The sequence below is a fragment of the Nostoc sp. NMS9 genome (genome assembly GCF_017114995.1).
Taxonomy (GTDB): Bacteria; Cyanobacteriota; Cyanobacteriia; order Cyanobacteriales; family Nostocaceae; genus Nostoc.
In genome coordinates, this window is record NZ_JABXKL010000050.1 from 78503 (window position 1) to 103001 (window position 24499).

Here is a 24499-nt window from a genome sequence, read left to right on the forward strand (position 1 = left end):
CTGTCAAAATATAGAAATTATTCTTTAATATCAAGCTTTCTTATATACTTTTCATACACAGCGATCGCTATGTATAAAAGGCTTTTCTTTTATTTATCCTTAGTATCAAGCATACAAATATACCATACTGAAAAACTTAGCTTTCTCAAAAGATATAAGAAAAACCAAATTAATCAGCAGCAGCATAATCTGGCAATACGTTGAGTTCTAAATTAACAGCACTTAGATAATTTTGATCGTTTAAAACTTGTGATGGTAATTTATCTGCATTAACAGCAGCTTTAACCAAATCTTTCGCAAGAATATTTCTATTGAGAGTTTTAAGTATTAGCGCTTCTCCGCTAGGAATACCGTGTTGTTGCAGACCTCCTTGATAAGCAAAAGTAACTAGATTTAAAGGCTGGAGGTAATTCGCAGAAGTCGAGTTAGTGGATAAATTATTAGAGTTAACAGCTATTGTTTCACTGTTGTTGGTAGTAGCTGTTTGAGCGGCAGCGATTCCAGGTACAAGAGTAATAGAAGCAAAAATAAGTGCAGAATTTATTAAGGTAGCAAGTTTCATAAGTTATATTTAGGTAAAATGCGATCGGTGTTCTTTACTAATAGAGTCCTCTTTATTATTAATCTCAGCTTCCTTCAGTCAGGTCATCTGATCGGTTGATCTATGACTCACCCAAAAGGGTGAGCTAATTGAGTGATACAAACAGCAATGGAAGCTCAGTTGAGTCTAGACACAACAAAGATTGGTTGAAATTTTCAAGTACTTACAGCAGAATTCAGAATTCAGGAGTAATATCAAGTCCGGGTAATTAGTTATGATTCCCACAGTCATTGCACCCCACCTCGCCAAAGCTACGCTTTGTCTCCCCTAAGAGCTTGCGGGGAGGCAGGGTGGTTTCATACAACGACAGGACTTACGCAACTGGCACAGTGCGATCGCTATTTAACAAGTGGTGGGGGTTTAAGTCCCCTGGCTAAGAAGGGCAGCAGGTTTTGTGTCGGGGTTCAATCCCCGTTACAAAACGTAATTGCGTTAGCGTAGCGGTAGCGAGTCCGCGTACTCTTACAGAGAAGCAAGCTACGCTTTTAGCGTCTCGAAGAGAGCGTCATTGCGAATTGCGAATTAGTTTAATAGTATTTATGTACTATATAAAAGTGGCTTACTCAGAGGGAATTGCTAAAATTAGTAACAGTAATTGGCTGTGTTAAGTATTCTTCAAATCATGAGAAAATTAGTTGAGGATACCTAAAATAAATCCTATAGTTTATGAGATTTTTATAAAACAGGTATTACAATCTATCAAATTAAGCATGGATTGTTATCAAATTATTTAGTTCAGCAACTAAAACGTCCGGCTGTTCCCATGTTTATAGCGTAGTTGTTCCTCGTTCCCAGTCCAAAACTGGGAATGCATTCACTGAGTCTCTGACTCAATGTCTGACTGGAGGCAGGCAGAGCCTCTAAATCAGGCATTCCCATGCAGAGCATAGGAACGAGATCAACGAGAAAACAATGGAAAATCAAGCTTTTTTCGACTTGTGTGTACACCGTAGCCCAATTTGGGACAGGGGAGCATAATTCTCCAATTCCCCTTCTCCCATGTTGGGAGAAGGGGTTAGGGAATGAGGGCAACTCTAGACGCTTTCTCTTACCTAATTTTTACCTTAAGTTGACACCAATGAACATGTTGTGCCTCTACTCGTGTACTTAATTTACCTGAAATACACTATGTGTAGCGAAAAAGCGGTTGTAAATAGTAACTCTACCAATTGCGCCATCCACCTTTAGGTGCAAGTTCATTATTAGTAGACTTCAGCCCGTGACTTTGCAACAGAGTTTGATATTCGGTGCTGCTTGCCCAACGGTCAATTTCTCGCGCCCGTAGCACTGGTACTGGATGGGTTAATTGAGCTGTACGGGCAGCTTTGACCATTTCACCCAGTTCTGTCTTGCTAATATCATCGTAAGCGCGGGCTTGGGCAACAAAGGCATCAAGATTCAGTTGGGGCGCTAAGGTGGGAGAACCACCTGCCAACTTCATCAACACGGACATAACAACTTTCGGGTCTTGGGTTGCTAGTAATGCAGCGCGATCGCAGGTAAACTCAGCACAACGTACCCATTCCAAAAGTTGCGCCTGTATGGCTTGGGCAACAAAGGTGCCGACATTGGGCACAATTGCCGCAGCTAATATTAGTAAATTTACAGGTGTCAAGTAAACGCTATGGTCACACTTGAGATGCCCTAACTCGTGGGCGATTACTGCCTGTATTTCCTCTGGTGTAAGAATATCAATCAGGGAAGTGTGTAGCACAACAAAAGGCTGCTTACCCCGCACAGCAAAAGTATAGGCGTTAGGAGCCGGATGTTGCCTGACGTACAACTGGGGAGGATCTATATCCAGGATTTTACAGGCGTCTAACAACAGCTTGTATAAATCAGGCAGTTGCTTTTCACCCACCAGAATGCTAGAGGCAATATTTTCCACATAGAAAACCTGCTCTGCCATTGGCCCGAGCCAATTTCGCACCAACATATCTATGCCTGGTATCTGCTTGAGCGCTCTGGTAGCTTCCAGGTCTAATGGATGACGAAATGAGTCAGCTTTTAAACCAATCAGCGGGGTTTTGAAGAAGGACATAGTGCAACAAGCTATAAAAAAACACAACTATGGAATCTGGCTGGATAGATAAACAGCCTCCCACAGTTAGTATAACGATTTCAGTAGGGGGTTTCCTTTCTTGCATAGTTCCAAATTTTATAGTCAAATATAATCAGACATGATAAAACTTGGGTTTAAGCAACACCACTTTTAGCACGTTCGCGCCGGAACAATGGAGTTATTCGCCTTGGATGCACTACCAAGCATCCCCTATCCCTTAGAATAGATTTGAGACAATCAAACCCTTCAGGATTACTTTTTCTGCCGATATTGTACCCTGCGTTCACGTCGGCATGAATCTTAAAACCACTTTTACTCACATACCATGCCCGTTGAATGCGTCGCCCTGAGAAAACGTGTTTTACCTTGGTGTGAGGTTCATAAGTTGGGATAATGTCCCAATCAATAAACGAAGCCCTACTGGTGTAGGATTCTTCTGTAACCTTGACAGTGATGCCAACTCGTTCTAACTTGTAAGTCAGCATCTCGATAAATTTAGTGTGTGGTATCTGTGTAAAATTTTGGTTTGTTCGCTTACCTAAATTAAGATGTGTTTTCCATTGTTGATTTTTACCTATTGAAACGTGAGTTACTCCAAGAGAGAGAAATTCATCCACAATCATTTTTGTGGATTGATGTAAATATGAATCCACAAAGTTGTTGCGGTTGCGAACAATATTTGTAATACGCATGCAATGGCCGCCTTGTTAATGCATCAGCCTACATTGTTAATGCAGTGGCCGCCTTGTTAATGCGTTCCCCTGCATTAAAAACGCTACGCTTTTACGCAAAACTGTACTAAGCATGAAGCCAGATTTAGTGGCACGATCAAAGGATGTCAAGTTTTTCTGTTGTCACTATGAAGATATTGGTACTGAATGCCGGATCGAGCAGCCAAAAGATTTGTCTGTATGAAATTGCAGATGCAGCTTTGCCCACCCAAGCACCCCAACCCCTTTGGGAAGGGAAAATTAACTGGACTCAAGATCGGGGTATGGCAGAAATTGAGGTGAAAACTGCTACGGGTGCAACGCTGCAAGAATCAATCTCTGGTAATTCTCCACAGGCGCACCTCACCTATATACTCAATACACTTAGTCATGGGGCGACTAAGGTAATCGAGCGGTTGTCAGAAATCGATGTGGTGGGGCATAGGATAGTACATGGTGGAAAAGATTATCGAGATAGTGTGGTAATTACGGAGGATGTCAAAAAGGCGATCGCTGGTCTGTCTAACCTTGCTCCCGAACATAATCCAGCCGCTGTGGAAGGCATAGAAGCAATTGAAAACATCTTAAAAGATGTCACTCAAGTAGCAGTCTTTGATACCGGATTTCATGCCACTTTACCCGATGCAGCAGCAATCTATCCCGGCCCATATCAGTGGGTAGAGCAAGGTATTCGTCGCTATGGGTTTCATGGTATAAGTCATCAATACTGTTCTCAACGTGCTGTCCAAATTCTCGGTCGAGATGTTGCACCTGAGCGGTTAATTATCTGCCATCTGGGGAATGGATGCTCTTTAGCGGCGATTAAAAACGGTCGCAGTATTGATACCACTATGGGATTCACGCCCTTAGAAGGATTGATGATGGGTAGTCGTTCTGGTTCAGTCGATCCGGGGATTCTGATTTATTTGTTGCGGCACTGCAATTACTCTATCGAAAAGTTGGATGAGTTATTAAATAAAGCTTCTGGCTTAAAGGGAATTTCGGGTGTATCTAGCGATATGCGTGAAGTGAGAGAAGCGATTGCTCAAGGTAATTCCCGCGCTCAACTGGCGTGGGATATCTACGTACATCGCTTGCATTCTGGTATTGGCGCAATGCTCGCTAGTTTGGGCGGATTAGATGCTTTAGTGTTTACAGCAGGTGTGGGTGAACACTCTGCGGAAATTCGCCAAGCCACCTGTGAAGCCTTTGGGTTTATCGGACTGAAAATAGACCTTGAGAAAAATCAACAGCAGCCAGTGGATGAGGATATTGCTACACCCGATTCGGCAGTAAGGGTATTAGTTATTCATACTCAAGAAGATTGGGCGATCGCCGGGCAGTGTTGGCAGTTGTTGAAACGTAATTAGAAAGTCTGATTTAATTTGGGTAAGATTGTTTTAATATTTCAGCTAACCTAATCTTTTTCTGAAAATAGTCTTTCACGAAAAAATATCTTTTTCAATGCCTCACACCCGATTTTCAAGCTAGTAACCAACGAATAAAACCTTTACCAATTTGCCATACTATAAAGCTAAAAACCGATTGTAATAACGGCCCAATTAGTGATAAAAATAGCAAAAATAAGAAATCAGTGGGAGTAAAAATAAAAATACCAGAAGTGACACAACTTAGTCCCCATGCCAGCCAATTCCGATATTGAGAATTAATAGAAGTCCATCTTGGAAGTTGATTAACAAGCCAATGGCGAATAGTAGCAAATACAAAAGATGTTAATAGCCCAACAAGTATTGATAATGAAAGTGCTAAATGTAATTTCCAAGTGAAAAAAGCAGCAGGGAAAAGTGAAGCTAGTTCCCAAGCTAATAAATTTAATTTAGTCTGAAGATAGCTTAGTATTTTTTCAATCAGCCAATAATGTACATAAACAATATTTAAACACTCAGGATTTTGGATAAAATTACTCCTGACTTTGTGAATTATGTCGCCATAAAATAAGATATTACTTTGTAAAACAATATCTTCTTCTTTCCACAAATATAAAGCTGATGTATCTTGTCTATAATACAAATTAAAAGTAAGTCCGTACTGTAACGTCGATTTATTTTGTAATAATTTACTCCAAACTAATTTGATAAAACTTACTATAAAAGTGTCATCAAAAATTTTTAAAGTTTTAAAGTTTTTTTTAGCAACTACTAATTTCTGGTATTGCATACTATTATCACTAAAGCAGTTGTAGTACAAAAGATAAGCTATTAATTTTGGCGGGATGTACAGAGAGCAGCCTATTTTTTGCGCTTCCTCAATTTGTTTTAAAACTGCCTTATTTAGATAAAAAGCATACTGTCCTGGCTCAACCTTAATTTTAAGTTCAATAGGAGTGCTTTGAGGTATTTGCACAAAGAAAGAGAGTTGAACATCAGCTTCACGATCTGTGTGTATTTTATCAGCGTTCATTGTCGGGATAATTTTGCGATATTTTGTACAATACCAATCAGAAAATCTAGTGTTCCACGCCACTGTTTCTCTCCAGCAACTACCCCTTCATTATGTATTTTTAGAATTAAATCTCTATCCCCTTCAGGTAATTGAAATAGCTTTTTATGGTAACGACTGATAATATCTCCATCTAACTGCATAACAGTTTGAGCATAAATAATATCAATATCTATGGTGGTAATGTTACCACTATTAAGTGCCGCTTTAAGCTCAGACATTTTACGCAGTGTACGAATAAATTTATCATTATTCAAAAGTTCTTCAATCTCTTGCCACCTTTGCCGCAAACTTTTTAGATTATTTTCTTCTCGATCTGCAACAGGAGTTGGAGCAGGCAATATTGGTCGAGCCAACTTTATGTATACCTCATCAGTTGGAACAATATTTGCTTTATGTTCCACCTGATATTTAAGGCGCTCCTGATATTGAATTATCCTGGAGTCTGGCTCACTATTCTCATTACTTTGTTCAAGGAGAATGTAAAAATATTCTCTTTCAAGTTGCGAAAATAGACTTGTATAACGCTTGCGTAGCTCTTGAGCTTGAGTTTTTTCTGGTTCTATTAAATCCTCTGGATTTGGAATTCCTTTGCTATCAAAGTAGTCTTTGTCATTTATTGAATAAATCTCTTCATACGCTTGCCAAGCATTAAACTTTGCACCAGTAATTTGGTCTACAACCATTGTATTTACTTCTAAAGCTGTAATATCATCAACTAATCCATGTACAGATGAGACTACTTTTTCTAGCAAATCTTTGGCTTGTTCTTGAATTTTGTTAGGCATAGTTATAATTTCCTTGATTTCTCTAAAGCAAATTAACCTACAGGTAGGATAAGCTCATATCCTGTAGGTATTTTTGGATTAATATAAATTAATAAATATCAACTACTGGGGACGGGATAGCGATTGTTGTGAAGTTTTACGAGATTTCATAATTTCTATAAAAAATCCATACAACTTCTGCAAGCTTTCTATATTTTTTTGCATAATCTCCCGACTTTCTTTGATTTGAGTTAGATGAAATTCGCGAAGTTCTGTATATGGACCACTCCCAACAAATTGACTACCAACTTCATTATTTATATCACCATCAATTAGATTGATTATAGTGTGCATTCGATTACCTATTTGAGCAATTTGCTGCCCTTGTGGTTGTTCTAACTGAGTAGATGATTCTGGAACCCAAGTGGTAATTTCTAGCTCGACAACTTCAACTATTGCTGTTTGAATAGCATTAATAATGTCATCAATATTGAATCCTTCTCCTTGAGTATTCAGTTTCTTAACTTTTCTTTTAAATTCACTACTTGGTTTACTAAAATGACTATTATTCTCCATGTTTTCGATGGCTTGACCATTACTTTCTGTGTTTTCGTTAAGAGTATTATTTACCATGACATTTTAGAGGTTACAGACATATTTAAATATAAACAAAACACAATTCTAGGTTAGATAAAATTTTTTAAGGCTTTTGCTCAAAAAAAGTAACCAAAGTCAAAAAAACTTAATAATTTCAGAAATTTTTACTAAAAAAAGTTATGGCTTTCCTAAAGTCAAATTTATCTTATAAAAAGAATAATACCATGTTAGATTTTGGAGTTGCGGTTTGCAATGAGTCTAGCAATGCGGTAAGGTTTATCAGCTATTTTAAGTGGCTTTGATTCTGAAAGATTTATTTAATGAATTAGCTTTTGGACGTTTCGTTCCAATCTGTAGAAATTAGATATTACTTATAAACAAAGAAACATAAACTATATCTCAGAAAAAAATCAAAGTTAGGTATAAAATAATACTAGCAATTAAGGTAATTTATTTTAGTCAACCTGTTTTTTATTTGGTCTAGCAAAGCGCAGACGCGCAAATGGGGCTGACTTTTCTTATACCACTATGTATACAATAATATAACTATGATGATAAAGACAAAGGAAATATGTTGTTATCTCGTCAGGTTTTTGCTACACCTGTTGTAATTTGTATGTGTATTTTAGGAGTTGGCTTGATTCAATTCCCTCAATTGCAAAAACTAATAAATAGAAAACAATCTGCCTCTTTAGAAACTCTAAAAAAAGAAATTAAATCTGAAAATATCCGTCTGAATTTTCTCGAAAAAACGCCTAGCTTTGGTTATAATAACTTCATCGCAGATTTGGTGTATCTTAATTTTCTCCAATATTTTGGAGATAATGAAATTCGGGATAAAACAGGTTACAGTTTAAGTCCAGAATATTTTGAAGTTATCCTAGAACGTGACCCGCGATTTTTAGCAGCGTATCGCAGTCTGTCGATCAGTACTTCATTATATGCTGGTATGCCGGAACGTGCGATCGCACTGTCAGAGAAAGGCTTAAAATCAATATCTCCCTCAGTTCCCGAAAAGTCTTATTATATATGGCGTTTTAAAGGAGTTGATGAGTTATTATTTTTAGGCAACGCTCAAGCTGCCCAACAGTCTTTTGCAACGGCGGCAAATTGGGCAAGTAAATTTTCAGATCCAGAAAGTCAGCGTATAGCTAATACTTCCCAAAGAACTGCTGAATTTCTGAGTCGAAATCCTAACAGTAAATATGCTCAAATTTCTACATGGTCAATGGTTTTAAATAATCATCCTGATGAAAGAACTCAAAAACGCGCAATTAAGGAAATCGAAGCCTTGGGAGGAAAAATAGTTACAACTCCTGAAGGTACTAATAAAATTATATTTCCTCCTAAAGATTAAATTATTATTTATCACGAGTTGCAACAAGTGTAGTAAAGAATTATATGCGCCCAATTTTTTCAAATTTCTCACGCATGATTAGACCTCTTGTACAAATGCAAAATTTTCCCTCATCCCCCAACCCCTTCTCCCAATATTGGGAGAAGGGGAGCCAATTCAAAGTCCCTCTCCCAAGCTTGGGAGAGGGATTTAGGGTGAGGGCTTTTAATTCATGGAAGAAGTCTATTGAGTAAGGTAATACTGATGTCAATACAATTGGCAGAATCTGACTTTCAAATATTAGGGTGTTTTCCTGTTATTTCCCAACTGCGCCCTAACCTTGAGCAGACTAAGTTTGTAGAACAAGTTCGATATCAAATGACAGAAGGATATCAACTGGCATTTTTGGAAGTAGAAAAGCAAGCTGTAGCAGTCGCTGGATTTCGCATTTCTAATTGTTTAGCATCAGGTAAGTTTTTATACATTGATGATTTAGTTGTTGATGAGTTGAAACGGTCATACAGCTATGGTCAACAGTTATTTCAGTGGCTAATTGAATATGCCAGAAATCATGAGTGTAAACACCTGAGTCTGGATTCTGGTGTTCAGCGATTTGCAGCCCACAGGTTTTATCTGATGCAGCGTATGAGCATTACAAGTCATCACTTTTCAATGGAGTTGTAGCAACAAGCAATTTGGTTGTGACAAATAATATTTTTTGGTATGACGGCAAATTAATTCACTCTCAAACCCTAGAATTAAACATTAACGATCCGGGTTTACTTTATGGCGCAACTGTTTTTACAACATTGCGGGTTTATGAGAACTCTCTAGATAGTAATTTAACTAATTGGCAAGCACACTGCGATCGCTTACTCTTCTCACTACAAACTTTTGGCTGGCAGCAACCCGATTGGAAGCGTCTGCGTCAAGGCGCTCAAATTCTTCTCCCACACTTCCCCGTTCTCAGAATTACCCTCTTTCCCGATGGACGGGAATGGATAACTGGTAGGTCATTACCACAAAATTTGACAGAAAAACAAAAAACTGGTGTTGTGTGTGCCGTTGCGAGTCCTGAATTCTCTCGCTCTCTCCCCTCTCATAAAACTGGAAACTATTTGAGTGCTTGGTTGGCAAAAACTAGCTTAGATGCTCAAGAAGCAATATTAGTCGATACTGAAGGAAATTGGCTAGAAACCAGTACAGGCAACCTTTGGGGATGGTGCGATCGCAGTTGGTACACGCCACCAATAAAGGCCAGAATTTTGCCGGGAATTGTGCGATCACAACTTGTAAACTGGTTGCAAAACCACCAGCAGCCAGTGCGAGAGGAATCTTGGAGCGTCGAGTTAGTCCAGAGATTTGAAGCGATCGCCTACACTAATAGTGTGGTAGAAATTATTCCCATTCATACCGTTCATCTGCCTTCAGGGTCGCTACAATATAATCCCTACCATCATAGTTTTCAGCTAATAAGGGAGCTTTTTGTAGTATGACAGCCACGCCAAATTTGTTATATCTTAAGATAAGTTAACATAAATCTTAATAATCACCGTTGTGATCAGAGAAGCTAGGCGATTGCGCGAAAAATACCGGAGGATAGACCTTAGTGAATAAAAGATGGAGAAATGCAGGGCTGTACGCGCTGCTGTTTATTGTCGTAATTGCGCTGGGAACAGCATTTTTTGACAAACAACCCCAAAGCAGAGAGACATGGCGATACAGTCGCTTTATTCAAGAAGTTCAGCAAGGCAGAGTAGAAAAAGTCAGTTTGAGTGCAGATCGCTCTACAGCACTGGTTACACCCAAATATGACCCAGCTAAACGGATTGTTACCTTAGTCAACGATCCAGACTTGATTAATACTCTGACTTCTAAAGGCGTTGATATTTCTGTTTTGCCCCAAACCGACGAAGGATTTTGGTTTAAGGCACTGAGCAGCTTATTTTTCCCTGTATTGCTTTTGGTTGGCTTATTCTTCTTGCTACGTCGCGCTCAAAGTGGCCCAGGTAGCCAAGCGATGAACTTTGGCAAATCCAAAGCCAGAGTCCAAATGGAACCACAAACTCAGGTGACATTTGGCGATGTCGCTGGTATTGACCAAGCCAAGTTGGAATTAAACGAAGTCGTAGACTTTCTGAAAAACGCTGATCGCTTTACCGCTGTTGGTGCAAAAATTCCTAAAGGTGTGTTGTTAGTTGGCCCTCCTGGTACAGGTAAAACCCTCCTAGCTCGGGCCGTAGCTGGTGAAGCAGGTGTACCCTTCTTCTCGATCTCCGGTTCAGAATTTGTGGAAATGTTCGTAGGTGTGGGTGCATCCCGCGTCCGCGATTTATTTGAACAAGCTAAGACCAATGCTCCTTGTATCGTCTTCATCGATGAAATTGACGCTGTAGGTCGTCAACGGGGTGCAGGTTTAGGTGGTGGTAACGATGAGCGGGAACAAACCCTCAACCAGTTGCTCACAGAAATGGATGGCTTTGAAGGCAACACTGGCATTATCATTATTGCTGCTACCAACCGTCCTGATGTTCTAGATGCAGCCCTGTTGCGTCCAGGTCGCTTTGACCGTCAAGTTGTGGTTGACCGTCCCGACTATGCCGGACGCAGCGAAATCCTCAAGGTACACGCCCGTGGCAAAACCTTGGCGAAAGATGTGGACTTGGATAAAATTGCCCGTCGTACCCCTGGATTTACTGGCGCAGATTTATCCAACCTGTTGAATGAAGCCGCAATTCTGGCAGCACGCCGGAATTTGACTGAAATTTCGATGGATGAAATCAACGACGCGATCGATCGCGTATTAGCTGGGCCAGAGAAGAAAGACCGGGTAATGAGCGAAAAGCGCAAAACCTTGGTGGCATATCACGAAGCCGGTCACGCCTTGGTTGGTGCTTTGATGCCAGACTATGACCCAGTGCAGAAGATTAGCATCATCCCTCGTGGTCGCGCAGGTGGTTTAACTTGGTTTACCCCCAGCGAAGACCGGATGGACACTGGTTTATACAGCCGCGCTTATCTAGAAAATCAGATGGCTGTGGCTTTGGGTGGTCGAATTGCTGAAGAATTAATCTTTGGTGAAGAAGAAGTTACCACTGGTGCTTCCAACGACTTACAACAAGTAGCCCGGGTTGCCCGTCAGATGATTACCCGATTTGGGATGAGCGATCGCTTAGGCCCTGTTGCCCTTGGTCGTCAACAAGGTAACATGTTCCTCGGACGAGATATTATGTCAGAGCGCGATTTTTCTGAAGAAACCGCTGCTGCCATTGATGAAGAAGTTCGCAAACTTGTAGATGTAGCCTACACACGCGCTAAAGAAGTGTTGGTACGTAACCGCCACATTTTAGATGAGATAGCGCAAATGCTGGTTGATAAAGAAACAGTAGACGCTGAAGAGTTGCAAGAAATTCTCTCGAATAACGATGTGACAACTGCTGCGTTTGCCTAATTTAATGAGTAGTTAGGAGTTAGGAGTTAGGAGTTAAGAACAATTCATAACTTTTAAAATTTGGGGTAATTCTGAGATTTTCCAGAGTTACCCCAATTTTTTTTCATTTATTGGCAAAAGCCCGGCCATGAAGACCGGGCTTTTAATCCGTAATGGGGTTATATTCCCCGGAGGTTCGTTATAGAGTTTCAGTATAAATCGCTTATCTTATAGAGACTACCACCTGAACATAATCAATTCCGGAAAATTAGAAAAATTTTTTTAGATACACCAAAATCAAAAAAGCTATAACTTTGACTTCACAAGAGAAAAGATACAATCTAGCTACAATTTAAGAAGTCTGGATTGTGAAAAAATCCCCGAACCCATCATGTTAGAGTACAATCCATTAGCTTGCTTGCCCTCCTCTGAGGAACTGCCTGACTCTGACGATACCCCTGTGGATAATGAACTACAAGACTTAATTCCTAGTTTACTTAAAGCCGTACTGGCGATGGCATGGGCAGATCGAATGGACTGGTTTTTCGGGGCTGATATGGCTGTTTACTATGACCCCAATCTACCAGCGATGTCTACGACGGGCTACGCCTACGTGCCAGACGGATTTTTAAGTCTGGGAGTCGAGCGATTTTTTGATGAAAACCTCCGTCTAAGTTATGCAATTTGGGAAGAAGAAAAACTTCCTATATTGGCACTGGAGGTAGTATCTCAGACTTATCGCGGGGAATATACTACCAAAAAAAACGAGTACGCAAAGCTCAAAGTCTTGTACTATGTCGTTTATAATCCTACTCGCCGCCGCAAGCAACACTTAGAGGTCTATAAATTAGTCAATAACGAGTATCAATTGCTGTCAGGAAATCCTGTTTGGCTAGCAGAGGTAGGTTTGGGAATTGGCATAGAAAGAGGAATATATCACGGTATCACGCGAGAGTGGCTGTACTGGTATAACGACTAAGAACGACGTTTACTAACGCCGGAAGAACGTGCCCAAATGCTGGCACAGAGGTTGCGCGAACTTGGTATCGATCCTGATTCTCTCCTATAAGAACTTGAAATCAGGGTAATTCGGAGATTTTACGAATTACCTTGATTGCGATCGATGCAAAAGAATCTATGCATTCTGTGGCGCACCCCCTATGGCGATCAAATAGATAACTTTCTAAATCTTGATCAGACTAGCGTCAAGAGTGACTGGATACTAATTAGTTGGTTAACTTAAACTCTGGATGTCGGTTTTAAAAATAGCCACGCCACAAAGAACGTAGCCGCTGTGAATAGTTGCGTCAAATCCAAAGCAGATAGATAGCCATCTGCAAATGAAGCAATACTGCGATCGGTAATGCCAAATACCCAGGATGACAGGCCAAATAGCCAAATCCCATTCTTGAGATTTCCGACGAATTCTTTAGAGTCCGATCGTTTTTGATCTTTCATAATCTTCTGTTCCGTTGGTGAAGAATCTGGTGATTGATGCTAAATACCTGCCATTAGGAATTTTTTCGGATTCCTGAGGCTGAATTTACATTTACTATCTATTAATAATATTAATAAATATTTCACCTACTTGACATCCCTACCCAAACGTACATCTCCTAATGATGACATTCCTCTTTTGGTTCTGTTATCTCCGATAGACAGCAATACGTTGAGTTCTCAGCTTTACAGCATCAGGTTTGAATACTGAAAATTACATTATTTTTAAATAACCATATAAAGATTTATTTATGCTTTGCATAAAATACTTCATAGGATAGATGCGTTTCCAAAATATTTTCATATTTTAATTGTATAGAGACTTCAAAGGGGCGCATAGCTAGCTGTCATTGGTGTCAACTTAAGCTGAAACTCCTTTAAAACCTCGTTTCCAGCCTCTTGCTGGAAATGCTGCTCTTGGCGGCTCTGCCGCCAGCAAGGGAGGCGGAGCCTCCTTGACGGCATTCCCAGTCTCCGACTGGGAACGAGACAATATCTAAAAGCTTGTTCTAGGCTGGCTTTCACGTTAAGTTGACACCAATGAGCTAGCTGTGCACCCCTACAAGGAAATGAAATACTTATTTTGGAGTAGATTAATCCCTTCACCCTACTCAGCACGGGCTGAACCTTAGCTATCCGCTAACAGCACTCTTCATCTCACCAACTGCGCGGCAGAATTAAAAAATTGACGACACAACCCCCTCGTGACTAAAACTGTTGTCAACAAGTTAGCAAAAGCAACCATGAACATAATCAAAATTTCGTAGGAGACAGCATCTAGAGGTTTGACACCAGCTAATAACTGTCCGGTGGTAATTCCTGGTATTGCGACCATACCTATGAGTATCATTTGATTGAGAGTAGGAATCAATCCGGCTTTGATGGCGTCTTTGCGATACTGGCTAATTGCTTGCTCTGGAGTTGCACCTAAGCTTAAATGGGTTTCTATTTCGAGATGGGTGGAATTAATGGTGCTGACAAGGCGATCGCCTGCGATCGCAGCTGCATTGGTAGCATTACCTAAGACTATCCCTGCTAGGGGAATTATATACTGTGGTTCGTACCATCTCTCTGGTTGAACAATCAAGAAGTTGATGTAAAACACTGTCACGGCGGTACTAATTAAAATTGCACCCCACACCAAAGGCAACAGATGAGGAATTTTTTGGCTGATGCGATTTCGTGCGACAATCGCCGTAATTGTCAGCATTATTGCTAATAGCGCCAAAACTGCCCAAGCATTGTCTAAAGCCAAGATGAAATCTAAAATGTATCCCAATACAAGAAGTTGTAAGATGGTTCTCCCAGTAGCAAGGGCTAGGTTCAACTCTAATCCTAATTTTTCCCAGGCAGATAAACCAATGGCGATCGCCATCAATCCCACAGCAATAGCTAAATCCACGAAATCCAGCTTGATCAGATCCTGCATGGGTTCTCTATCTCCTGGTATTTTCTTCTCAAAGCAGCCCACACAAGAGGAACTTTGACCAGATGTGTTGGATCTTGGTTGATATATATCACTTTCATCAATTCAAAATTCCAAAATGGTACAACCTTAACATGGCAAACACTTAGTACGGCAGGCGCGGAAATAAACATACCATTTCAAATGCCGCAAGAGCTTGGAATACAATTCTTTTGACTTTTGACTTTTGAACGCCAGTTGCTTCAAGTCGGCAGAGCCGCCCAACGCACTGGCTCCTTTTAACTTCCGCCTTGGGGTACTAGTATGCCTACTATCTGTAAATTAAATGTGCGGTGGTTTCCCGCACCACAATTTAAGTAAAAACCCTAATAGATGCGTATCTTGGGCGATAGTCTTTTAGTAGCTCCTCTTTGATTAACAATTCAATCAGCAAAAATTGACTGTCGAAGTGCATCCTTTGTATCTCCCGATAAAATGAGAACTCATGATCCAAAGTGTAAATCCCATCCCTGCCTTTGATATCAAGCAGCAATACACCACTATCGAAGCAGAAGTAAGTGCAGCCGTCTTAGAGGTTTTAGCTTCCGGCCGCTATATCGGCGGCCCCTTAGTCGAAGGCTTTGAACAACAGTTTGCCGCTTATAATACTGTTACTGAATGTGTGGCTTGTAATTCTGGTACTGATGCGCTCTACTTAGCGTTACGAGTCTTGGACGTTGGTGCAGGCGATGAAGTGATTACAACGCCTTTTACCTTTATTGCGACATCTGAAGTGATTAGCGCCGTGGGTGCAAAGCCTGTTTTCGTTGATATTGACGCGACTACGTTTAATTTGGATGTGGAGCAAGTTGCAGCGGCCATTACACCCAAAACAAAAGCGATTATCCCGGTTCACCTATTTGGACAACCTGTGGATATGACATCATTAATGGCGATCGCTCAGTCTCACAATTTGTCAATAATTGAAGATTGCGCTCAGTCTACAGGCGCGATTTGGGCGGGTGAAAAAGTAGGAAGTATTGGACATATTGGTTGCTTTAGTTTCTACCCTACCAAAAATCTTGGTGGTTGCGGCGATGGTGGAGCAATAACGACTAATGACCCAGCGATCGCTACTAAACTGCGAATCCTACGAGATCATGGTAGTAAAGTTCGATATTTACACGAAGAAATCGGTGTAAATAGCCGCTTAGATGCTCTCCAAGCAGCTATTTTGCAGATTAAGCTACGTTATTTAGATATTTGGAACGATCGCCGACGAGATATCGCCAACTATTACTACCAGTTTCTTAGCCAAGTTCCGGGAATTGTCCCGCCCCAAGAATTACCTGGGGGTATTGGGGTGTGGAATCAATACACTATTCGCATATCAGGCGAAGGGCGAAATGGTGCTAGCGCCAAATATCGAGATTGGGTGCGTAGTCAATTGCAAGAACAGGGCGTGAGTTCAATGATTTACTACCCCCACCCTTTACATTTGCAGCCAGTTTATCAAAGTCTGGGCTATGAAATTGGCGACTTACCAATAGCAGAGCAAGCTTGCCATGAGGTTATATCATTGCCTATGTTCCCAGAATTGACACAACAGCAGCAAGACCAGGTGATTTATGCGTTGAAAGAAGTTATGAGTTAGAAGTTAGAAGTTAGGAGTTAGGAGTTAGGAGTTAAAAGTTAGAAGTTAGAAGTTAGGAGTTATACCATTTATTTGTGAGGCTGCGCCAAACCCTCTTAACTTCTTCTTTCTTTCTTTCTTTCTTTCTTTCTTTCTTTCTTTCTTTGTGTCCTTTGCGTCCTTTGCGGTTCGTTTTTTTTTCTTGTATTTAAGTATGGTTTAGCGCATCTTCATACAGAATTGGTATTAGAAGTTAGGAGTTTTGAATGAATAAGTTTCTTCAACTCCTAACTCATCACTCCTAACTCATCACTCTTAACTCATTACTGCATTTGCAGTCGCTAAGGCTTCTACTAAGCCACGCACAGCAGCAATCATTGCGACTTCGCTATTGAGTTGGTTGATGGCGGAACCAACACCAACACCAGCAGCACCAGCCGCGATCGCTAATGGTGCGGTAACGTTAGAAATGCCGGAAGCACACAACACTGGCACTGAAACTACACGGGAAATCTCAAAAGCTGCTGCCAAGGTGGGAGCAGCTTTTTCAATTAATCCTAGAGTTCCGGGGTGAACTGGGTTACTGCTAGTACCGCCTTCGGTTTGGATAATATCCGCTCCAGCTTTTACCAATTCTTCTGCTAGCTGTACCTGTTGATCTAGTTCCAGGATGTGGGGAACGGTGACAGATAAGGTAATTTCCGGGAAGAGAGCGCGGGTTTGCTTAGTCAGCGCTAGCACTTCTGGAGCTTCAAAGCGGCGTCCTTGAGCATAGAAGGAATCAAAATTCCCGATTTCAATTAAATCAGCACCAGCTGCCACTGCTTGCACAAATTTATCTGGCTCTACTGCTGACACACAAATTGGTAAATTTGTCAAACTTTTAGCTAGCTGGACTAAAGCTGGATCGGCGGCAATATCGACAAAAGTAGCACCGCCAAATTCAGCAGCTTTGACAGTAGCAGCGACGCTAGCGGCATCGAAGTTATTCAAACCGCTGATCACTTTTAGAACGCGGCGGTTAGTAAATGCACGTTGGAGTGTGGAATGCATCGTCATAGTTTGGCTTTTGAAGCTACGAAAATTAGGTATATTCTACCGTTCCTCAGTTGATCAGAGACTAAATCACTGTGGTAGTTGTCAAATATTGATAATTTTTTGATAATTTTATCCTTACCGCCACTAATCAAAGTTTTGCCATCTGTACTGAAAGCGATCGCATAAACTTCTAATTCCATCCATCTATGTCTGTAGGATTTTTTACCATTATCCTAATCAAACTCTAGAGGCCACAAATCTGCGATTGGTACTTCCCATCCTGGGAGCAGTTCGGGAACTGTTAAAATATCGCCATCACGAAGTATTATTGCCTCTTGTCCAAAGTTGTAAACTTCAACAATCCGCTCATCTGGATTGAGCAAAATTCCTACCTTAGTTCCCAAACTCAGAAATTCTTGAATTTTGGCTCTCAGATCCTCTAAATTATCGCTAGGGGACTTCACCTCTACAGTCAAATCGGGAGCCAATTGAGCAAAAGACTTGGGACTGCGACGCAAGCGTTCGGCTAAAACAAATGAGGCATCTGGTGCGCGCAAATCGGAATTGGGCAATCTGAAACCGGCGCTAGAAGCTGCTGTTCGTCCCAGTTTGCGCGGTCTAACCCAGTTACGTAACTGGGCTATCATTTCAGCTGCGACTTCATCTGATTCGTATCCTGACGGACTCATAACAATAATATTACCCTTGACTAGTTCCATGCGAAAGTCAGGATGCTGTTGCTGCATTTGTTCCAAGTCTTCAAGCGTTAGGGACATAAAACCTCTAATTATCACACGCCTTGTATTTAATATTATGGAGACAACAGACCTCTCCAGGTGCGATCGCCCCATGAATTCCCCTGACTTTTCACGGGATGTGGAAAGGGGAGATGGTTTTGCTAAGTGAATTTTCCTAATTACTTTCCGCGTTTACGATCAAACTTTATTTCCTGCGACTATGACTTCAGATACCAAAACCATTTTTGATATCCTGACAGATGAAAGGTCTGGCATCGACTGGAACCAACTGCTTACCGAAATCCTGGCCGCTTTCGACTGCTCTACAGGTAGCATCCATACCCTAGATAAACACAGCCAGTTATTGCACCTAAAGGCTTACCAAGGCATTCCAGAATTACTTTTGCCTAAAATGACGGTAATTCCTATTGGCAAAGGAATGGCTGGTGTCGCCGCCGAACGCAAGCGACCCGTACAGATTTGCAACCTGCAAACCGACGAATCAGGAGTGGCGAGGCCCTCAGCAAAAGAAACGAAGGTAGAAGGCTCGATCGCAGTGCCGCTGATGCTGAATGGTCAATTGCATGGTATCTTGGGCATTGCCAAGCCAGTTCCCTACGAATTTACTCCCGAACAAGAAGAGACACTGATGGAGATTGGAGAGGCTATTAGCCGAAAAGTCGTTAGTTAAAATCAAATAGTATTGCTTATTTTTCAAAATACTCCATTGCTGTTTGTACTTTCTCAACTTGCCTGGGTGCTTGCATTTCGTTAAAGAGTGCGATCGCTTGGACAAAACTTTTCCTACTCTGCTCAATTTCACTCATTTTTTTCTGAGTCAATGCCAACTGATAATAAGCCTCCGCTAAGTCTGATTTTGCACCGATTTTATCAAGAATTTCTATTGCTTGTGAATGATAAAAAATTGCTCTGGTAAATTCTCCCTGTTCTCTAAAAAGTTCTGCTAGAGAACTTATAGCTTTAGCTTTGATTTGGGTAAAGTTGTTTTCTTCAGCATGAAATATAGCTCGTTGGCATAACTCAAAGGATTTTTTAAGATTACCTAAATTCTTATAAGTTAAGCAGAGACTTACTAAACTATGCCCGATTCCCCATAAAGTTACTCTAGTTGATGATGACATCGCAGAAAAGGCAACTTCAGCAAGATGAAAGGCATCTTCTCCACTACCAGAGCGTGATTTTATCAAAGCTAGACAGCATTGACTATAAGTCATATAATCATCAAGGTTGCTACTCTGTTCAGCAAGGCTACAAACAGAATTGAAACAATCTTCGGCTGCTTCTATTTCCCATAATTCAAGCTTGCAAAGTCCTGTATTGAACAAAATAGATATTTTTGTTTGCTTGACATCTAATTTGCCTAATACTTCTTCTGATTTCTCATAGCATTCTATAGCTTCTCTAATGCAACCGATAATTCGATATGTATAGCCAAGGATATTGTAAAGTCTAATTAGTCTTTCTTGCGATTTTATATCGTCTATTATCCGTTTAATGACAGAGAAATTTTTCTGGAGCAGTCCCAGTTGGTAAAAAGAGCAACCCAAAGGCAAACCTATACTCCACTGTTTACCTCGCCCTTGTAAAATTACATTACCAGCTTGCTCAAAATCACTAATTTCTACATAATGATAATAAGCTTCTAAAGCTGTTAATGCATCTGTAATATTTTTGATTTCTGTAACTCTTTGCGTCCAACATTCGGCGGCTTTTCGGTTTACTAATTCCCATTCTTCACTGGCTAATCTTAATCTACTAATTGCTTCATCACGAATTACCGGATGTAGCCAATATTGTCCTTTTTTTGCTTCTATTAAAGACAAATCTTGCAGAGCTTTAATTATGCTTCTACATTTTTGTTCTGGTACATCCCAAAGTAAACATAAAACTCCCTCAATCGATAATGAAGGAATATCTTGATAACGATAGCATCCTAAACGACACAGGAGGCTATAGGCTTCTAAGTCATTTTTTTGGAGACGGGTAAATTGACTAGCAACTAAATCTTTTAACTCTCTTTCTATTAATAAATCTGTACAGTTTTCCTGCCAATAAGCGTGTATGTCACCAGAAAAATCTGTCAATATTGCTCCTCGGAGAATTTGCATTGCTTTGGCGTTACCTCCATAAGCTCTGCACATTTCACCGAGAATAGTACAATCACAATTGATGTGGCAACTACTGAAAAACTTTCGCCAGGCTTCATCATCTAAACCTTGAAGTGGATAGAGATGAATCTCTACACTAGACTCCCGTAAACGCTCACGACTTGTTACTAAAGTAACTGAATGCACATCCGAATCTGCTAATACTCTCAATAGCTCAACATAAGGGCGACGATATTCTAGAAACTTGCCATTTTTATCGAGAGCAGTTTCTAGATTGTCGATAAATACGCCAATTTTAGAAGTTTGTTCTCGGAGTTTGCGCCGTAGTCGTTCTAAGCTGATACCAAAGTCTCCTCCCGGTTCTTCGTTAAAGTATCGCCGTAGCCATTCTTCAACCACACTCTCTACAGGAGTCAGGTTTTGGATTTCTGTAGCCATCCACAGTTCTAGGACAAAATTAAATTTTTGACTTTTAAAATATTTGCGTGCTAATCTTGTTTTGCCAACACCACCTTCACCCTGGATGAGGATGACTTTTTCTCCCTGACTGACTAAGGTGTGGAGTTCGGCTATTTGGCGATCGCGCCCTACAAAGTTAGAATCTAAATCTTGGGGTTTAGTGCCATTGCCCTTTAAATTGGGAATATGGCTGATTTTTAGCGACTGTTGAGTTGTTCTAAATCCCTGAACCACGCCTTGAAAGGTAGATTTGGAGACTTTAACTCCCAGCACTTTTGATAGTAAATGCCAAAGTTCTGCGCCAACTGATTTTAAATGCGCTTCTGTATAACCACGCCTGTTGGCAATATCCTGGTAAGTCCGCCTTTCATCCTCCCACAAATGACGCAAGATAATCCTTTGAGTTTTATCTAAGTGTTCTCCCGTCTTGAGAAAAACCAAGTTATCTACAAACTCTAAGGCTTCTTCTACACCCATTTGCGAACTTGATGTATCATTTGTAATTCATTATAACGATATTTTTACTACTTCTTCCTACCCGCCATACTACAAGATACTTTTTCCTACTCGGTAGGAAACTTACTTTATATGACTGCAAAGCGTTTGTGGTTGTATTACTCTTGTAAGTAATACAGGCAAAGTTAAGTTAAGCGTCAAGAAAATGTGGTTGAGGAGAGATTTAGAGAGCGCTACTACTGCAAGCTTAGTAAATCACAGGTATTACTGTGCCATTTAATTACTCATGAAAGTGGTGTCTACTAAACAGGCAGTGGGTATTAACTAACTAGATTCTGTAGAGCGTATTTACAACTAAGTATGTAAGTCTTTACTTAACAGGAGGTTCAATGATGTTAGACAAAGATTGTCATCATGATTGCAATCAAAATCAGTGCCCTTTTGCCCAAGATACGCGTAATCCCAATAGATATGTCTGCCTAAAATGTGGTGTTGAGCGAGAAATAAATAAGTATTCCTCTGGGTTTGGCTCGTTTTTGCTCCTGTTGTTGGGCTTGTTTATTTCATTTCAACTATTAGTTAATTATGAAAAGCAAGACAATCCACAAAGGCAGCAACAGTCTTTGAATAATTCAACCAACAAGGCAATTATCCAATTTTAAAACTAATACTGTTGATTCCCCGCAGCCTGATTTTTTAATGAGGAGTGGGGGAATCAAAAAGAATATCCATTGCTCAAAATTTAGCTACTTTCGTGAGTAAAACTATGGACGCAAATCAGGATACGCTTTTATTTCGCTTTGCCTCTAAATCCTTAAAATATTTTTTGTTGGTGCTATTCGGCATTGCGATCGCTTACGTTTTATCAAGTGGTTTGGGTATCTTACAAATCATACCCATACTGCTGTACCTTTTACAACAGTTTTTGCTTCCACTGGGAATTATCCTGTTGTGTTTAATTACAATAGCAGTCATTTTTGAATCCCTGCGTTAAAAATTGGGGGAGTGGCAAGTTAGGAGTTAGGAGTTAGGAGTTAGGAGTTAGGAGTTTGGAGTAAAGAATTAATTGCCTTTCTTGTCTCCCTCATCCCCCTTGTCTCCCCCATCTCCCTCACTTTCCCCTGGCATCTAAAAACTTCAACTGGTGGTATAAACAGCTAATCTGCACTAAATCCACACCTACTGCTTGGGCTTTTCGTAATGGGTTGCCGAAAATTGCTTCTATCTCCAAGGGACGATGTTCGTCATAGTCAATTTTCATGCTGGGGCGGTAAGGTGTCATTTTGACAGTATAATCGAGCATTGTTTGAATGAAGCGATCGCTAATCATCCGCCCATAGCTTTTCGCCCCCGCTGCTACTTCATACATCAACTGTTCAACTAACTTGCTAGTGTACTCATACGCCATTAATTCATCTGTTCTGGCATTGAGAATCACAGAAAGCCCATTGTAAGGGATATTCCACACCAACTTTTTCCAACGTGCTAGTAGTAAATCTTCAGCTAATTCAATTGAGATACCAGCGCTTTCAAAGTCATCAGCAATTTGCTGCATCCTCTCAGTTATCCCACTAGGCTGATAATTAGGGGTATATTCACTGAAGGCAATTTGCCCATAGTCTAAGTGGTGTATATGCCCTGGCCCCACTTTGTTAGAACATAAAAAGCACAATCCACCGATAACAGTTACATTACCAACAATTTCAGCAACTTCCTCTTCTACACCAAGTCCATTCTGTAATACCAACACCACCCCATTATCTTTAACTACAGGTGGCAAGATCTTTGGTAGTAAATGGTTTTGTGTCGTCTTCAGTGCCACCACCACCACATCGCATTGTGGCGTCTTTTCTACGTCGTTGTAGGCGTGGACTTCGGGAAGGGTAAAGTCACCGTCTTTGGACTCTACCACTAAACCATATTTCTTTACCTGTTCGTAATCACTCTTGAGCAAAAAGTGGACATCCAACCCAGCTTTTTGCAGTCTAGCGCCATAAAATCCACCTAATGCTCCAGTTCCCAGAATGGCATACGTGCGATCGGACATTTCTTTTATAACGGAATTTTCCTAGAAACATCATCTTATGATGTCTGACGGGAGTACGCGTCTAGGTGTAGTTTATTCAACACCTGATTTTAAATTTATTTTGTTTAATAAAACTTAAAATAGGTTTATTATCCTTTAAAATCTTTTGCAGAGATTTAGGTAAGATATATGGCTGATATTGTTGATATTGCAGTTACGGCTGAGTCGTTTAAAACACTGGTGGCAGCTGTACAAGCTGCTGGTTTAGTAGAAACATTGAAAAGTCCTGGCCCATTCACTGTCTTTGCACCAAATGACGATGCTTTTGCCAAGTTACCAGCGGGAACTATCCAAACTCTGTTACAAAACATTCCCCAGCTAACGCGGATTTTAAAGTATCATGTCGTTCCAGGAAAGCTGCTACAGGCTGATTTAGCACAACTTGGTACGGTTAATTCTGTGGAAGGTTCATCCATTAAAATTGATTCTTCTGATGGTTTTGAAGTTAAAAATGCCACAGTTTTAGCAGCAGATATCGAAGCTGATAATGGTGTGGTACACGTTATCGATACGGTAATTTTACCGGGTTAATTCGGCTAGGGTGGGTGTTTTCCACCCTAGTTATCCAAAAATTTTATAATTAACTAACTATTGATAGTATCAAAAGCCAACTCAATAGTTTAAATTATGTTATATTTACAATGTGATTACTCACTCATACCTTAATATATATTTCGTCATTTTAAATACAATAAACTAAATTCTTAAAAAGTTAACATCTATCCCAACAAAATTAATGCTCGATTTTAACACCTTAGCTGAGTTCTCTCGTGGCAACTGCATAAGTATTTGTGCATTTCTCGTACCAGCGAACTTGCTTGTCACAATTTTAACGATCAGCCTGGTAGCGTTACGTCGTCCATCGCATCAAGTGTGGCAATCTGCTGGAATCGCTAGCTTTTTCGCTTCTGTAATGATATTGCACGTATATACTTGGTTCCTGATTGGCGTAGTGATGGCTCCTACTTATATTTTGCTGTGGCTAGCAATCACCTGTTTAGTGATTAATTTGGCAGCAATTATTTTTCAAAGACGCTACAGTAACAGCCCTAGTCTTTCCAACTGAAGTTTATCAGGCCTCTGGGTGATATTTTCA

24 protein-coding genes and 1 pseudogene are annotated in these 24499 nt (G+C 40.5%); 12 read left to right on the forward strand and 13 right to left on the reverse strand.

Annotated features, from left to right (window positions below):
* Positions 1-169 precede the first annotated feature (169 nt).
* The 3 genes from HWQ40_RS15860 to HWQ40_RS15870 all read right to left on the reverse strand — a co-directional run bounded on the left by HWQ40_RS15860 (position 170) and on the right by HWQ40_RS15870 (position 3355).
* A complete protein-coding gene (locus HWQ40_RS15860; protein WP_292779392.1) occupies positions 170-562 on the reverse strand; it encodes a hypothetical protein in 393 nt (130 codons plus the stop codon).
* A 1201-nt stretch (positions 563-1763) separates the two neighbouring features.
* Positions 1764-2642: a M48 family metallopeptidase gene (locus tag HWQ40_RS15865; RefSeq protein ID WP_292779394.1), complete on the reverse strand. Its 879-nt coding sequence runs from the start codon at positions 2640-2642 to the stop codon at positions 1764-1766.
* Positions 2643-2797: 155 nt separating this feature from the next.
* A complete protein-coding gene (locus HWQ40_RS15870; protein ID WP_292779396.1) occupies positions 2798-3355 on the reverse strand; it encodes a transposase in 558 nt (185 codons plus the stop codon).
* Between the two features lie 167 nt (positions 3356-3522).
* On the opposite strand from HWQ40_RS15870, the gene HWQ40_RS15875 reads away from it, so the two are divergent.
* Positions 3523-4743, forward strand: a complete 1221-nt coding sequence (locus HWQ40_RS15875) for an acetate kinase (protein WP_292779480.1) — start codon at positions 3523-3525, stop codon at positions 4741-4743.
* A gap of 112 nt (positions 4744-4855) precedes the next feature.
* Here HWQ40_RS15875 and HWQ40_RS15880 read toward each other — a convergent pair whose 3' ends face one another.
* The 3 genes from HWQ40_RS15880 to HWQ40_RS15890 form a co-directional block, all read right to left on the reverse strand.
* Positions 4856-5794 (reverse strand): hypothetical protein, encoded by a 939-nt coding sequence (locus HWQ40_RS15880; RefSeq protein ID WP_292779399.1) that lies wholly within the window; start codon positions 5792-5794, stop codon positions 4856-4858.
* Complete coding sequence (locus HWQ40_RS15885; protein WP_292779401.1) at positions 5791-6621, reverse strand: hypothetical protein; 831 nt, start codon at positions 6619-6621, stop codon at positions 5791-5793. The genes HWQ40_RS15880 and HWQ40_RS15885 overlap by 4 nt, the downstream gene beginning before the upstream one ends.
* 102 nt (positions 6622-6723) lie before the next feature.
* Entirely contained in the window at positions 6724-7233 is a 510-nt protein-coding gene (locus tag HWQ40_RS15890; protein ID WP_292779403.1) for a hypothetical protein, read from the reverse strand.
* Positions 7234-7768: 535 nt separating this feature from the next.
* Between HWQ40_RS15890 and HWQ40_RS15895 the strand changes: the two genes are divergently transcribed.
* The 5 genes and pseudogenes from HWQ40_RS15895 (at position 7769) to HWQ40_RS15915 (ending at position 13032) form a co-directional block, all read left to right on the forward strand.
* A complete protein-coding gene (locus tag HWQ40_RS15895; RefSeq protein WP_292779406.1) occupies positions 7769-8554 on the forward strand; it encodes a hypothetical protein in 786 nt (261 codons plus the stop codon).
* A gap of 243 nt (positions 8555-8797) precedes the next feature.
* Positions 8798-9217, forward strand: coding sequence for a GNAT family N-acetyltransferase (locus HWQ40_RS15900; RefSeq protein ID WP_292779409.1), 420 nt, complete (start codon positions 8798-8800; stop codon positions 9215-9217).
* A gap of 17 nt (positions 9218-9234) precedes the next feature.
* A complete protein-coding gene (locus tag HWQ40_RS15905) occupies positions 9235-10029 on the forward strand; it encodes an aminotransferase class IV (protein WP_292779411.1) in 795 nt (264 codons plus the stop codon).
* Positions 10030-10142: 113 nt separating this feature from the next.
* Positions 10143-11984: an ATP-dependent zinc metalloprotease FtsH3 gene (ftsH3, locus tag HWQ40_RS15910; RefSeq protein ID WP_292741628.1), complete on the forward strand. Its 1842-nt coding sequence runs from the start codon at positions 10143-10145 to the stop codon at positions 11982-11984.
* A 370-nt stretch (positions 11985-12354) separates the two neighbouring features.
* A pseudogene (locus tag HWQ40_RS15915) lies at positions 12355-13032 on the forward strand (Uma2 family endonuclease).
* 170 nt (positions 13033-13202) lie between these two features.
* Here the strand turns inward: HWQ40_RS15915 and HWQ40_RS15920 are convergent.
* On the reverse strand, positions 13203-13421 hold the full coding sequence (locus HWQ40_RS15920) for a hypothetical protein (RefSeq protein ID WP_094350008.1): 219 nt from the start codon (positions 13419-13421) through the stop codon (positions 13203-13205).
* Between the two features lie 691 nt (positions 13422-14112).
* Positions 14113-14889: an iron export ABC transporter permease subunit FetB gene (fetB, locus tag HWQ40_RS15925; protein WP_292779414.1), complete on the reverse strand. Its 777-nt coding sequence runs from the start codon at positions 14887-14889 to the stop codon at positions 14113-14115.
* A 481-nt stretch (positions 14890-15370) separates the two neighbouring features.
* On the opposite strand from fetB, the gene HWQ40_RS15930 reads away from it, so the two are divergent.
* Positions 15371-16519 carry a DegT/DnrJ/EryC1/StrS aminotransferase family protein gene (locus HWQ40_RS15930; RefSeq protein WP_292779417.1) on the forward strand — a complete coding sequence of 383 codons (1149 nt, stop codon included), beginning with the start codon at positions 15371-15373 and terminating at the stop codon, positions 16517-16519.
* A gap of 294 nt (positions 16520-16813) precedes the next feature.
* Here the strand turns inward: HWQ40_RS15930 and HWQ40_RS15935 are convergent, their stop codons facing one another.
* From HWQ40_RS15935 to HWQ40_RS15945, 3 genes are read right to left on the reverse strand one after another with little or no spacing between them, the layout of a single operon-like run.
* The gene (locus tag HWQ40_RS15935; protein WP_292779420.1) at positions 16814-17557 is read right to left on the reverse strand and encodes a DUF561 domain-containing protein; all 744 of its coding nucleotides are present in this window, start codon (positions 17555-17557) and stop codon (positions 16814-16816) included.
* Positions 17554-17736, reverse strand: a complete 183-nt coding sequence (locus HWQ40_RS15940; protein ID WP_292779422.1) for a hypothetical protein — start codon at positions 17734-17736, stop codon at positions 17554-17556. The genes HWQ40_RS15935 and HWQ40_RS15940 overlap by 4 nt, the downstream gene beginning before the upstream one ends.
* A gap of 33 nt (positions 17737-17769) precedes the next feature.
* Positions 17770-18312 (reverse strand): Uma2 family endonuclease, encoded by a 543-nt coding sequence (locus tag HWQ40_RS15945; protein ID WP_292779424.1) that lies wholly within the window; start codon positions 18310-18312, stop codon positions 17770-17772.
* A 181-nt stretch (positions 18313-18493) separates the two neighbouring features.
* Between HWQ40_RS15945 and HWQ40_RS15950 the strand changes: the two genes are divergently transcribed.
* On the forward strand, positions 18494-18964 hold the full coding sequence (locus HWQ40_RS15950) for a GAF domain-containing protein (protein WP_292779425.1): 471 nt from the start codon (positions 18494-18496) through the stop codon (positions 18962-18964).
* 16 nt (positions 18965-18980) lie between these two features.
* Here HWQ40_RS15950 and HWQ40_RS15955 read toward each other — a convergent pair whose 3' ends face one another.
* Positions 18981-21338, reverse strand: coding sequence for a tetratricopeptide repeat protein (locus HWQ40_RS15955; protein WP_292779427.1), 2358 nt, complete (start codon positions 21336-21338; stop codon positions 18981-18983).
* Between the two features lie 368 nt (positions 21339-21706).
* Here HWQ40_RS15955 and HWQ40_RS15960 point away from each other — a divergent pair, with 368 nt between their 5' ends.
* Entirely contained in the window at positions 21707-21979 is a 273-nt protein-coding gene (locus HWQ40_RS15960) for a hypothetical protein (protein WP_292779430.1), read from the forward strand.
* A gap of 104 nt (positions 21980-22083) precedes the next feature.
* A complete protein-coding gene (locus HWQ40_RS15965) occupies positions 22084-22311 on the forward strand; it encodes a hypothetical protein (RefSeq protein WP_292779432.1) in 228 nt (75 codons plus the stop codon).
* 117 nt (positions 22312-22428) lie between these two features.
* Here HWQ40_RS15965 and HWQ40_RS15970 read toward each other — a convergent pair whose 3' ends face one another.
* Positions 22429-23364 carry a putative 2-dehydropantoate 2-reductase gene (locus tag HWQ40_RS15970; protein WP_292779435.1) on the reverse strand — a complete coding sequence of 312 codons (936 nt, stop codon included), beginning with the start codon at positions 23362-23364 and terminating at the stop codon, positions 22429-22431.
* Positions 23365-23532: 168 nt separating this feature from the next.
* On the opposite strand from HWQ40_RS15970, the gene HWQ40_RS15975 reads away from it, so the two are divergent.
* Both HWQ40_RS15975 and HWQ40_RS15980 read left to right on the forward strand, forming a co-directional pair.
* Entirely contained in the window at positions 23533-23934 is a 402-nt protein-coding gene (locus tag HWQ40_RS15975) for a fasciclin domain-containing protein (protein ID WP_292779438.1), read from the forward strand.
* Between the two features lie 205 nt (positions 23935-24139).
* Positions 24140-24469: a hypothetical protein gene (locus tag HWQ40_RS15980; RefSeq protein ID WP_292779440.1), complete on the forward strand. Its 330-nt coding sequence runs from the start codon at positions 24140-24142 to the stop codon at positions 24467-24469.
* Positions 24470-24499 lie beyond the last annotated feature (30 nt).